Genomic DNA, 12586 nt, shown 5'->3' on the forward strand with positions numbered 1-12586 from the left:
CTAGTAAATGTGTTGCAACTCTACTATACAGGATTTATTCCTTTTTGTGTTTACACAACTTATTGTACACTGCCCAAGTCTATTTTCCAGTCGGGTTTATGGGAACGATTGGACCTGGGAGCCTTGACTCGAGAAGAATTGGTTGATAGAGTTCTTTCCTTATTAGGGGATATCTATGAGAAAAAGGTAGAAGAAGTTATTTGGAATTGGCCTGCTTACATTGATATTTACATGGAAGTCTTTCCGCTTCTTACAGGGTTAAAGGAAAAAGGCCATCGTATTTTTGTTTTGTCAAATACATCACCAGTTTTTTATGAATTATTGGAGGAACAACTCTCTCCTTAAATGAAATCTTAGATGGATTCGTTCTTTCTTGCGATATCAAGGCCATCAAACCAGATCCAAAGATGTTTGAAGAAATTCTCCGTAAATATCAGTTGGATCCAGCAAATTGTATTTTTCTGGATGATGTTAAAGATAATACTAATATGGCTGAAAGTTTAGGTATCAAAGCCTATCAAGTCAAACACAGAAGCGATGTCGTAGATGTTTTGAAAAAATTTGAATAAGTGGAAAACTCTCTATCATTTAGCTGGTAGGGAATTTTTGTAAAAAAAATCGCACAAAAAGAAAGATATATATTGCATAATGTAAAATATATGATATAATAAAGTTGAAAAAAGAAGCGCGACTTTTAAAATTAAGGAGGAGGTAACAAGTGGCTAAGAATTTAAAATTAAAACTCGCTCGAGTAGAGCTTGATATGACACAAGGTGACTTGGCAGAAGCTGTAGGGGTTACGCGCCAGACTATCGGCTTGATAGAAGCTGGAAAGTACAATCCTTCGCTTTCACTTTGCCAATCCATTTGCAGATGCTTAGGTAAAACTTTAGATCAATTATTTTGGGAGGAAGAAGATGAAAAATAGATTTTATTATTACCAATTATTGGATGAAAGAGAAGAGCAACTGATGAATAAAGCAGGGGCTGAAAGTTTCTATATCTGTATCGCTTTGTCGCTCCTATCTTATATCATTGCAGTATTAGCGCCAAGTCTTTTTAATCCGAGTATGATGCTCATCATTATCATTATTGGGACTTTTTATTTTTCAACCGATCTCGAAATCTGGGTGTGACCTATTATAGTCGTTTTCATTTTACAATTTTAGGCTGCCTGTTATTAACTCTAGTGATTACAGCTATCTTGATGCTCCAAAACTACCAGTTCAATATCGAAATTTATCAGCACAACCCTCTACATCTTAAATACATTTATGCTTGGGTATTTACCTATATCTTTTATATTCCTTGGGTCTTTATTGGAAACTTAGGCTTGAAAAGTTATGGTGAATGGGCTCAGAAGAAGTATGAAAAAGATATGGATGAGCTCGAGAGCATAGAATAGCTTGTTAGCTTTTTATCAATATCGATAAAATGTGTTATAATAGTACTAATTTATGAGAAAAGAAGAAACATTTTCATCTTTTTACAAATAAGGAAGAAGGACAGTATATGTACCCAGATGACAGTTTAACATTGCACACGGATTTGTATCAAATTAACATGATGCAGGTTTACTTTGACCAAGGGATTCATAACAAGAAAGCGGTTTTTGAAGTTTATTTCCGCCAACAACCGTTTAAAAATGGTTATGCTGTATTTGCAGGTTTGGAACGAATTGTGAAATACCTTGAAAATTTGCGTTTTTCGGATAGCGATATTGCTTATTTGGAGTCACTTGGTTATCATGGTGCTTTCTTGGAATATCTCCGTAATCTCAAGTTGGAATTGACTGTACGTTCTGCTCAAGAAGGGGATTTGGTATTTGCCAATGAACCGATTGTTCAAGTGGAAGGTCCTTTGGCTCAGTGTCAATTGGTTGAAACAGCTCTCTTGAACATCGTCAACTTTCAAACCTTGATTGCGACTAAGGCGGCTCGTATTCGTTCAGTCATTGAAGATGAGCCTTTGATGGAGTTCGGTACACGTCGTGCTCAAGAAATGGATGCAGCTATCTGGGGAACTCGTGCGGCTGTCATTGGTGGTGCCAATGGAACTAGTAATGTACGTGCAGGTAAGCTCTTTGGTATTCCGGTTTTAGGAACTCATGCCCATGCATTAGTTCAAGTTTATGGAAATGATTATCAGGCTTTCAAAGCTTATGCCTCAACGCACAAAAACTGTGTATTCCTAGTGGATACCTACGATACTCTTCGGATCGGTGTTCCAGCAGCAATTCAGGTTGCGCGTGAACTTGGTGATAAGATTAATTTCCTTGGTGTCCGTATTGACTCTGGAGATATCGCCTATATTTCTAAAAAAGTTCGTCAACAACTGGACGAGGCAGGATTTACAGATGCTAAGATCTATGCATCAAATGACCTTGATGAGAATACCATCCTTAACCTCAAAATGCAAAAAGCTAAGATTGATGTCTGGGGTGTAGGAACTAAGCTCATCACTGCTTATGACCAACCAGCACTTGGGGCAGTATATAAGGTTGTTGCCATCGAAGATGAGAATGGTCATATGCGCAATACCATCAAGCTTTCAAACAATGCAGAGAAAGTTTCAACACCAGGTAAGAAACAAGTTTGGCGCATCACCAGTCGTGAAAAAGGCAAGTCAGAAGGTGATTACATTACCTATGATGGTGTCGATGTTGCTAGCATGACTGAAATCAAGATGTTCCATCCAACCTATACTTACATCAAGAAAACTGTCCGTAATTTTGATGCTGTTCCTCTCTTGGTAGACATTTTCAAGGAAGGTAAGCTGGTCTATGATTTACCAAGTTTACCTGAAATTCAAGCCTATGCTCGTAAGGAATTTGACAAGCTCTGGGACGAATACAAACGTGTTCTTAACCCACAACATTACCCTGTCGACTTGGCCCGTGATGTATGGCAAGACAAGATGGACTTGATTGATAAAATGCGTAAGGAAGCTCTAGGTGAAGGAGAAGAAGAATGAGTTTGCAAGAGACCATTATCCAAGAACTGGGGGTTAAACCAGTGATTGATGCCCAGGAAGAAATCCGTCGTTCGATTGACTTTTTGAAAAGATACTTGAAAAAACATCCTTTTTTAAAGACACTTGTCTTAGGAATTTCTGGGGGACAGGACTCGACTTTGGCAGGACGCTTGGCTCAATTAGCCATGGAAGAAATGCGAGCAGAAACAGGTGATGATAGTTATAAATTTATCGCTGTTCGCCTCCCTTATGGAGTGCAAGCAGATGAAGCAGATGCCCAAAAAGCCCTAGCTTTTATCCAGCCTGATGTTAGCTTGGTCGTGAATATCAAGGAATCTGCTGATGCTATGACGGCAGCAGTAGAAGCAACAGGCAGTCCTGTTTCCGATTTTAACAAAGGAAATATCAAGGCTCGTAGTCGTATGATTGCTCAATATGCACTCGCAGGAGCTCATAGTGGAGCAGTTATCGGGACTGACCATGCTGCGGAAAATATCACAGGTTTCTTTACCAAATTTGGTGACGGTGGTGCAGATATTCTCCCGCTTTATCGCCTCAATAAACGCCAAGGGAAACAACTCTTGAAGGAACTTGGAGCTGATCCAGCCCTCTATGAAAAAATCCCAACAGCAGATTTGGAAGAAGAAAAACCAGGTATTGCAGACGAAGTAGCCTTAGGAGTTACTTACAATGAAATTGATGATTACCTCGAAGGTAAGCAAGTCAGCCCAGAAGCTCAAGCAACCATTGAAAAATGGTGGTACAAAGGCCAACACAAACGCCATCTACCAATCACCGTGTTTGATACGTTTTGGGAGTAAAAAAGTCCGGGGGACTTTTTTAGCCTGAGCCTGAAAATAGAAAAGCGAGGAAAGTCCGGGGGACTTTTTACCCTTTCACCTAGAAATGAGAAAGAGAAGAAGGTCCAGTGGACCTTGAACCCCGAGTCTAGAAATAGGGAAACGAGGCAGGTCGGTAACTCGAAGAGTTCGATTTCGTAGTCTCACCCCCGCAAGGCTGACTAGGCTTGAAAAAGCTTGCTAAAGTGCATTTCAAGCCAGACAGCTACTGCGTCATAAAATTAGAGGAAACTGTTGTTTTCTCAATGTTTATGAGTAAAGTGTTTTTACCCTGATCCTAGAAATAAGAAAACTAAGAAGGTCCAGTGGACCTTTTTAGCTTGAACATTCAAATAGAAAGCGAGTTACGATTATGAAATCCATAGGTACAAAGACATTACATACCGAACGGTTGATATTGAGACGCTTTTGTGAAACTGATGCTCAAGCCATGTTTGATAATTGGGCTTCACGCTCAGAAAATCTAACTTATGTGACTTGGGATCCACACCTGAATGTCGAACAGACTCGAAACTCTATTGGCAATTGGGTAGCATCCTATGACAATCCTAACTATTACAAATGGGCCATTTGTCTCAAAGAAAATCCAGACTATGTCATTGGAGATATTAGTCTGGTCAGTATGGATGAAGAAAAATCTAGCTGTGAGATCGGATATATCTTAGGAATGGACTACTGGGGACGAGGACTCATGACAGAAGCCTTGAAAGCAGTTTTATCATACTGTCTGGATGAGATTGAATTTAAAGAGGTTAATGCCTGCTATGCAAGTTTAAATCCTGCCTCTGGTCGTGTGATGGAAAAGGCTGGTATGACTTTTTGGAAGACGATTCCAGATGGTGTGAAACGAAAAGATTATATAGCTGATAAAATTTATTATCAAATCAAAAAATAAGATGGAAAGTTAAGCTTTTCCATCTTATTTTTTGTAATATACTTTTTAATCAAAATAAAGCAAATCTTTGCTGGTGCTTGTAAAGAGGTCGAAACCATCTTTAGTTACAACACCACAATCTTCGATACGGACACCAACTTTACCAGGGATGTAGATACCAGGTTCAACTGAGAAGCACATGCCTTCTTCGATAACCATGTCATTTCCTTCCATGATTGAAGGGAATTCGTGGACATCCATACCGATACCATGACCGAGACGGTGGTTGAAGTACTCACCGTAGCCAGCTTTTTCGATTACTTCACGAGCCGCACGGTCAACCTCATGAGCTGTTACACCAGGTTTGATAAAGTCAAGGGCAGCTTGTTGGGCTTCGAGGGTCAAGTTGTAGATATCTTTCTTGAATTGGTCAGGTTTACCAACAGCGACTGTACGAGTCATATCTGATGCATAACCATTGACCATAACTCCGAGGTCAAAGAGGAGAAGGGCATTGTTTTCAACCTTATTGGCTCCAGGAATACCATGAGGGTTTGCAGCGTTATCACCTGTCAAGACCATAGTATCAAAGCTCATTTCATAGCCTTCGCGTTTCATGGCAAAATCGATTTGCGCAATGATATCAGTTTCCGTATTATCAAGAGAGATATTGTCAAAACCAACTTTAACAGACTTATCAGCATAGACACCTGCTACCATCATCTTTTGCACTTCGTCTGCTGATTTGATCAAGCGCATGCGTTGGATCAATGGAGTTAAGTTCTCAAACTCAGCAGTTTCAAAGACAGATTTTAAACCGTGATATTTAGTCAAGATAAGATTATCAAACTCAACTGCGACACGTTTGAAATCAAGCTGTGGCAAGGCGTTTTGGATTTTCTTCCAAGGGTTTTCAGAGTCTACATAACCAACAACTGGGAATGAGACAGTGCTTGTTGCACGCTCAACCTCAAGGGCTGGAACAAAGAGAAGTGGTTCCTGGTCTGCAAGGACAAAGAGGAACATTTGGCGTTCGTGTGGATCACTGTAAAAGCCAGTGAGGTAATTGATAGTGACGGGGTCAGATACGACAGCGACGTCTAGCTTTTCGGATTCAAGATATGTTAGGATTTGTTGTAATTTAGACATATGCTACCTTCTTTCTACCCCTCTATTTTTGCAAAAATTAGTAGAAATTGCAAGAGAGAAGGAGACATGAAGTAAAAAAATTCCAACAGCCGAAGCAAGTTGGAATCTAATTATTAGTTAAAATCTGCCTTGCTCTTCACATCGCTATATTCTTCAGCGACTTCTTGGCTGAGAATATCCTCATAAGCTGGAAGGACGATGTCCTGACCATACTTTTTCTTAAGTGCAGTAGTGACCAAGCGATAGGCTAAGTTTGCATTACGGGATAAAATAGGCCCGTGGAAATAAGAACCAAAGACATTTTTATAGTGAACCCCTTCACCGATTTTCTCTTCATTATTTCCATTTCCGTAAACAACCTGACCGAGCGGTTTTTGGTCTTCTGAGAGGAAGGTGCGGCCTTGGTGGTTTTCAAAACCATAATAGGTTTCATCAAATTCTTCATTATGAATTTTAATGTCACCAATAAAGCGGTTGTTGGTTTGGTTGAGTGTATAGTGTCCCATGACACCCAAGCCTTCAATGCGTCTTCCGGAAGCTTCAATATAGTATTGGCCTAATAGCTGGAAGCCACCACAGATAGCAAGGACGACACCATCATTTTGGATAAAGTTGTCAATGTTTTCTTTTTTATCTGGCAAATCACCAGCAATGATACTTTGTTCAAAGTCTTGACCGCCACCGAAAAAGGCGATATCGTAGTAATTTTCATCGAAATTATCATGAAGTGAAACGATGTCAACTGTCACATAGGCCCCAAGCTTTTCAGCTACGTACTTGAGCATGAGGATATTTCCGTTATCTCCGTAGGTGTTCATGAGATTTCCATAGAGGTGGGCGATATTCAGCTGGTATGGATAGTTGCCGTCTTTTGAGGAAAGTGAAGTATAAACCATTAGTTCATCTCCTTTCTAACAAGCTGACGATTGGCCAGTAGTTCTCTGAATTCTAGCATAGCCGTATATGTTGCAAGGATATAGGCATGCTTGCAGTCTTGAGCTTCGATCGTTTTGAGAACTTGTTCCAGGCTACTTGTTTCAGTGATTTTATCAGCTGGATAGCCAGTAACACGTAGACGACGAGCAATTTCAGAATGACGAACTCCACCCGCATTGATTTCTGGAATATCCATGTCAGTTATCTGTTCAAAATCCGCATCCCAAATCCAGCTGGTATCTATGCCGTCTGCATAGTTAGCATTAAGGAGAACCGATAGACTAAATGGATAAGGAGCCAATTTAATCATTTCAATGGCCTGGGTAGCACCAACAGGATTTTTAATAAGAACCAGTGTGCATTCCTTGTCACCGATATGGAAGGTTTCTTGTCGTCCAAAGACAGCACGACTCTTGTCAAATCCTTGTTTAATTAGTTGAGAATCAGCGCCTAGGTAACGGGCGATAGCAACTGCAGCCAGAGCATTGTAGATATTATAAAGCCCACCGATTTGGATACCGTATTCTTGGCCATCGATAACAAAGCGAGAACGATTGTTGGTCAACTCAACCAATTCTGTCAGACGGTAGTCCAAGTCAGGACGTTTACATCCACAATTTTCACAGATATAAGCTCCCAAGTTAGCATAAGTGTTGAGCTCATATTTCAAAATACTTTGACATTCAGGGCAGAGGATACCTTCAGTATTGTAGTGAGCAAGCTTTGCTGGACCTTTTTCCAGATCAAAACCAAAATACTGAACAGGATTTGAAATTGCAGGCTTGTAGAAAAGCGGACTATCACCGTTTAGCAGAACAGTAGCAGTAGGAACTTTCCGAATAGCGTCCAAAATCATGTTGTAGGTCGTATAGATCTCACCGTAGCGGTCCATTTGGTCACGGAAGATATTGGTGATGACGAAAAGGCTAGGCTGGATGTAGTCACAGATACGTGAGAGACTAGCTTCGTCGATTTCAAGGACTGCAATATTTTTTCCAGTTTTTGAAGATTTGGCAGTCAAGAAGGTAGTTGTAATCCCTGTGATCATGTTGGCACCACTTGGATTGGTCAAAACTTGACCATAAATTTCCTTTAGGATACCGACAGTGAGAGCGGTTGTCAAGGTTTTCCCGTTGGTACCAGTTACCACAACGATTTCGTAGTTCTTAGCTATATTTTGTAGAATATCTTTATCAAATTGGAGGGCGAGTTTTCCAGGGAGCGTACTTCCACGTCCAAGACGACTTAAGATAAAATGAGAAGAACGCCCAGCAAGAAGGCCCAAAGTAGTTTTTAATTTCATGTTTCTATTATATCATAAATGCTGAAAAAGACAGATTTGAGATTTTAGAAAAAGAAAAACAGCCCAAGGTGGGCTGTTCGATGCGATGAAATTTCAACTTAAATCGCAAACAAGTCATTCAAGTTCTCAGCCAAGGTTGGGTGAGTGAAGATTTGTTTTGTGAAGTAAGTGTATGGGATTTTGTTGTCCATAGCAACAGTAATGATGTTGATGATTTCTTGTGATCCTTCAGAGAAGATAGTTGCACCGAGAATTTCTTTAGTTTCAGTATTGACAACAGCTTTGAAGGCTCCACGAAGGTCTCCGTTTACGTGACCACGAGGCATAGCAGCGACAGGAATTTCCTTAACAGCATATGGAAGTTTCAAATCAGCTGCTTGGCTTTCAGTCAAACCAACTTGTGAAAGGGCGGGTGTGATGAACATAGTATTTGGCACATTGAGACGATCTTCAAGTGTGTAGCTGCCATCACCAGTAAGGTAGCTGAAGACAACACGGAAGTCATCGAGTGAAATGTAAGTAAATTGAAGTCCACCGTTGACATCTCCGACTGCAAAAACACCTGGAACGTTTGTTTGACAGTGTTTGTCCACCTTAATGGCACCACGTTCAGTTAGTTCAATATCTGTATTTTCAAGTTGAAGTGGTTCTACATTTGGTTTACGTCCAGTTGCGTAGAGTAGGGCGTCAAAACGGTAGGTTTCATTTTCAGTCACAACAAGAACTTGGTCACCATCATTTTTGATTTCAGTAGTATGGATATTTTGAAGCAGTTCAATGCCATCTTCTTCCATGTATTGTTTAGCAAGAGCGGCAATAGAAGGTTCCGCGCGAGGTAGGAAAGTATCTAAAGCATCTAAGACTGTTACCTTGCTTCCAAGTTTGTTGTAGAGACCTGCAAATTCAAGACCGATATTTCCACCACCAAGAATTCCAAGTTTTTCTGGTAATTGATCTAAGTTTTGGATACCTGTTGAATCAAAGACATTCTTGCTTGTAGCAAGACCAGGGATTGGCAATACGTTTGACACAGCACCAGTGTTGATGATAATTGTTTCAGCAGTCAATTCTTGTTTTTCATCACCAGCTTGAATTTCGATGACTTTATTAGAAACAAAGTGGGCTTCGGCATCAATGATATCAACTCCAGTACCAGCGATTGTTGCATAGTTTTTACCATTAAGGCGACTCGTAATCGTATTTTTTGTTGCCATGACCTCGTCAAATGACAAGTCTTTTTCAGCAGCAACTAACAAGGTTTTCGTTGGAATACAACCGATGTTGATACAAGTTCCACCGTACATGGCCTTGTTGCGCTCGATAAGAGCTACTTTTTTTCCAGCAGAAGCCAGTTTGGCAGCCAGAGTTTTACCTGCCTTACCAAATCCAATGACAATTAAATCGTATGTTAACATTTTTAAATCCTCCTGTTTGATTTTCATTCTAGCACAAGAAAAAGACTTTTGCACAAATCTGCTACGGAAAATAGTTTCAGGAACCGAATGCTCTAACAAATACTTTTTGAGTGAAGCAAATCGATAGAAAATCGTTTACATGATTTAATCAGATGGTCTGACTATCTTTTAACCATTTCTTGTGTTATACTAGATAAGTTGCAAAGAAAGCAGTACTTTTCTTTTGTGGAAAAGAAGCAACACGATCTTTCATAGAAGATATGAAAATACGTCATGAAAAGAAAAGTATAAACTAAGCGCTATAGGGTGGCTTCGCACCACCTTTAGAAAGAAGAAAAACGTGAAATTTAATGAATTTAACTTGTCTGCTGACCTTTTAGCAGAAGTTGATAAAGCTGGATTTGTAGAAGCAAGTCCTATCCAAGAGCAAACTATTCCTTTGGCTCTTGAGGGAAAAGATGTTATCGGTCAAGCACAGACTGGTACAGGGAAAACAGCAGCCTTTGGCTTGCCAACCCTTGAAAAAATTCGTACAGAAGAAGCGACAATCCAAGCTTTGGTGATTGCACCAACTCGTGAACTGGCTGTTCAAAGTCAGGAAGAACTCTTCCGCTTTGGTCGTAGTAAGGGTGTGAAAGTCCGTTCAGTCTACGGTGGTTCAAGTATTGAAAAACAAATCAAGGCTCTCAAATCAGGGGCTCACATCGTTGTAGGAACACCTGGTCGTCTCCTAGACTTGATCAAACGCAAGGCCTTGAAATTACAAGATATTGAAACTCTCATCCTTGATGAAGCAGATGAAATGCTGAATATGGGATTCCTTGAAGACATCGAAGCAATCATCTCACGTGTCCCAGAAAATCGTCAGACTCTACTCTTTTCAGCAACCATGCCTGATGCCATCAAACGTATTGGTGTTCAATTTATGAAAGAACCTGAGCATGTCAAGATTGCTGCTAAGGAATTGACAACAGAGCTGGTGGACCAGTACTATATCCGTGTTAAAGAACAAGAAAAATTCGACACCATGACACGTCTTATGGATGTTGATCAACCAGAATTGTCCATCGTCTTCGGTCGTACCAAACGTCGTGTGGATGAATTGACTCGTGGGCTGAAGATCCGTGGTTTCCGTGCAGAAGGTATCCATGGGGATTTGGACCAAAACAAACGTCTTCGTGTCCTTCGTGATTTTAAAAATGGCAATCTTGATGTCCTCGTTGCAACAGACGTTGCTGCTCGTGGTTTGGATATTTCAGGTGTGACTCATGTCTACAACTATGATATCCCACAAGACCCTGAGAGTTATGTTCACCGTATTGGTCGTACAGGACGTGCTGGGAAGTCAGGTCAATCCATTACTTTCGTAGCACCAAATGAGATGGGCTACCTCCAAATCATCGAAAACTTGACCAAGAAACGCATGAAGGGCTTGAAACCTGCTACAGCAGAAGAAGCCTTCCAAGCTAAAAAGCATGTTGCGCTGAAGAAGATTGAACGTGACTTTGCGGATGAAACTATTCGTGGCAACTTTGACAAATTCGCAAAAGATGCTCGTAAATTGGCAGCTGAATTTAGCCCAGAAGAATTGGCCATGTACATCCTTAGCTTAACGGTTCAGGATCCGGACAGTCTTCCAGAAGTTGAAATTGCACGTGAGAAACCATTGCCATTTAAACCATCAGGTAATGGCTTCGGTGGTAAAGGCAAGGGAGGCCGTCGTGGTGAGGATCGTCGAGATCGTGATCGCCGTCGCGACAATCGTCGTGGTGAACGTCGAGATGATTTCAAAAAAGGCAGTCGCAAAAACGACCGCTTTGAGAAGGAAAAACGTTACCGTAAGGATAATAAAAAACCACGTAATACTTCAAGTGAGAAGAAAACTGGTTTTGTAATCCGTAACAAGGGTGATAAATAATAAAAAAAGCGGTTCACTGAGGTGGATCGCTTTTATATATAAGGAGACCGAGAGTTAATAAAAGTTTAATACGAGAAAATAGATTTATATATTTGTTATCTTGTAATATTATATTATCAAAAATTTAGGAACCTGTCAACAAGAAAATTAGAAAAAACTAGTAAAAATTTTCGAACAGTCATGAATTGCAATTCAATAAACAATTTTCAGATAATTATTGAAATAATGATCAATTTATGATATAATGAAAGCGATTAAATACGAGGTGAAAAATGGCACATTTATTAGAAAAAACGAGAAAAATTACGTCTATCCTGAAGCGTGCGGAGGAGAAATTACAAGATGATCTTCCATATAATGCCATCACACGCCAATTAGCGGATATTATTGATTGCAACGCTTGTATCCTAAATAGTAAGGGACGTCTTTTGGGATATTTTATGCGCTACAAGACTAATAATGATCGTGTAGAGCAATTTTTCCAATCAAAAATTTTTCCTGAGGACTATATTCAAGGTGCAAACATGATTTACGATACAGAAGCAAATCTGACTGTAGATCACGAATTAAGCATCTTTCCAGTTGAGAGTCGTGCAGATTTCTCAGAAGGTTTGACAACTATTGCTCCAATCCACGTTTCTGGGATTCGATTGGGTTCTTTGATTATTTGGCGAAATGATAAAAAATTCGAAGATGAGGATTTGATCCTTGTTGAGATTGCCAGCACGGTGGTTGGTATTCAGCTTTTGAACTTCCAACGTGAAGAAGATGAGAAAAATATCCGCCGTCGCACAGCAGTGACTATGGCGGTCAATACACTTTCATATTCTGAATTGCGTGCAGTCTCTGCGATTTTAGCAGAACTAAATGGCAAAGAAGGACAATTGACAGCTTCAGTTATCGCAGATCGCATCGGTATTACTCGTTCAGTGATTGTCAATGCTCTTCGGAAGCTCGAATCAGCAGGGATTATTGAAAGTCGTTCATTGGGTATGAAGGGAACTTATCTAAAAGTTTTAATCCCAGATATTTTTGAAGAAGTGAAAAAGAGGGACTATTAATGGCTAAGGCTTTAATTTCGATTCCCCAATTGTCAAGTCAAGTGCAACAAAGTTGTTCCTCTGATTAAGCGAGTATCTTTCAAGCTGTTTGAGCTGA

The 12586-nt window shown here is 40.1% G+C and carries 11 protein-coding genes and 2 pseudogenes; 9 read left to right on the forward strand and 4 right to left on the reverse strand.

Annotated elements, in window-relative coordinates; genetic code table 11:
• From K1I67_RS08920 to K1I67_RS08950, 7 genes and pseudogenes are all read left to right on the forward strand, one after another.
• Positions 1 to 345 (forward strand): annotated as a pseudogene (locus K1I67_RS08920) (hypothetical protein); the annotation flags it as partial.
• Positions 346 to 389: 44 nt separating this feature from the next.
• Positions 390 to 569, forward strand: coding sequence for an HAD-IA family hydrolase (locus K1I67_RS08925; RefSeq protein WP_317628370.1), 180 nt, complete (start codon positions 390 to 392; stop codon positions 567 to 569).
• A 149-nt stretch (positions 570 to 718) separates the two neighbouring features.
• Positions 719 to 928, forward strand: coding sequence for a helix-turn-helix transcriptional regulator (locus K1I67_RS08930; RefSeq protein WP_001107501.1), 210 nt, complete (start codon positions 719 to 721; stop codon positions 926 to 928).
• Positions 918 to 1405, forward strand: a pseudogene (locus tag K1I67_RS08935) (DUF6773 family protein). The gene K1I67_RS08930 and the pseudogene K1I67_RS08935 overlap by 11 nt, the downstream one beginning before the upstream one ends.
• A gap of 107 nt (positions 1406 to 1512) precedes the next feature.
• Positions 1513 to 2973, forward strand: coding sequence for a nicotinate phosphoribosyltransferase (locus K1I67_RS08940; RefSeq protein ID WP_223339659.1), 1461 nt, complete (start codon positions 1513 to 1515; stop codon positions 2971 to 2973).
• Complete coding sequence (nadE, locus tag K1I67_RS08945; RefSeq protein WP_223339660.1) at positions 2970 to 3794, forward strand: ammonia-dependent NAD(+) synthetase; 825 nt, start codon at positions 2970 to 2972, stop codon at positions 3792 to 3794. Before K1I67_RS08940 ends, nadE begins: the two co-directional genes overlap by 4 nt.
• A 391-nt stretch (positions 3795 to 4185) precedes the next feature.
• Entirely contained in the window at positions 4186 to 4728 is a 543-nt protein-coding gene (locus K1I67_RS08950) for a GNAT family N-acetyltransferase (RefSeq protein ID WP_223339661.1), read from the forward strand.
• A 45-nt stretch (positions 4729 to 4773) separates the two neighbouring features.
• Here the strand turns inward: K1I67_RS08950 and K1I67_RS08955 are convergent, their stop codons facing one another.
• From K1I67_RS08955 to K1I67_RS08970, 4 genes are all read right to left on the reverse strand, one after another.
• Complete coding sequence (locus K1I67_RS08955; protein WP_223339662.1) at positions 4774 to 5856, reverse strand: M24 family metallopeptidase; 1083 nt, start codon at positions 5854 to 5856, stop codon at positions 4774 to 4776.
• Positions 5857 to 5969: 113 nt separating this feature from the next.
• Positions 5970 to 6752 carry a lipid II isoglutaminyl synthase subunit GatD gene (gatD, locus tag K1I67_RS08960; protein WP_223339663.1) on the reverse strand — a complete coding sequence of 261 codons (783 nt, stop codon included), beginning with the start codon at positions 6750 to 6752 and terminating at the stop codon, positions 5970 to 5972.
• Positions 6752 to 8095, reverse strand: coding sequence for a lipid II isoglutaminyl synthase subunit MurT (gene murT / locus K1I67_RS08965; protein WP_223339664.1), 1344 nt, complete (start codon positions 8093 to 8095; stop codon positions 6752 to 6754). Before murT ends, gatD begins: the two co-directional genes overlap by 1 nt.
• A 98-nt stretch (positions 8096 to 8193) precedes the next feature.
• On the reverse strand, positions 8194 to 9510 hold the full coding sequence (locus K1I67_RS08970) for an FAD-containing oxidoreductase (RefSeq protein ID WP_223339665.1): 1317 nt from the start codon (positions 9508 to 9510) through the stop codon (positions 8194 to 8196).
• Positions 9511 to 9850: 340 nt separating this feature from the next.
• On the opposite strand from K1I67_RS08970, the gene K1I67_RS08975 reads away from it, so the two are divergent.
• Together K1I67_RS08975 and codY are read left to right on the forward strand one after the other, a co-directional pair.
• Positions 9851 to 11428, forward strand: coding sequence for a DEAD/DEAH box helicase (locus K1I67_RS08975; protein WP_223339666.1), 1578 nt, complete (start codon positions 9851 to 9853; stop codon positions 11426 to 11428).
• A 272-nt stretch (positions 11429 to 11700) separates the two neighbouring features.
• A complete protein-coding gene (codY, locus tag K1I67_RS08980; RefSeq protein WP_045763842.1) occupies positions 11701 to 12489 on the forward strand; it encodes a GTP-sensing pleiotropic transcriptional regulator CodY in 789 nt (262 codons plus the stop codon).
• Positions 12490 to 12586: the final 97 nt, after the last annotated feature.

The organism is Streptococcus infantis, assembly GCF_019929575.1.
Classification (GTDB): Bacteria; Bacillota; Bacilli; order Lactobacillales; family Streptococcaceae; genus Streptococcus; species Streptococcus infantis_L.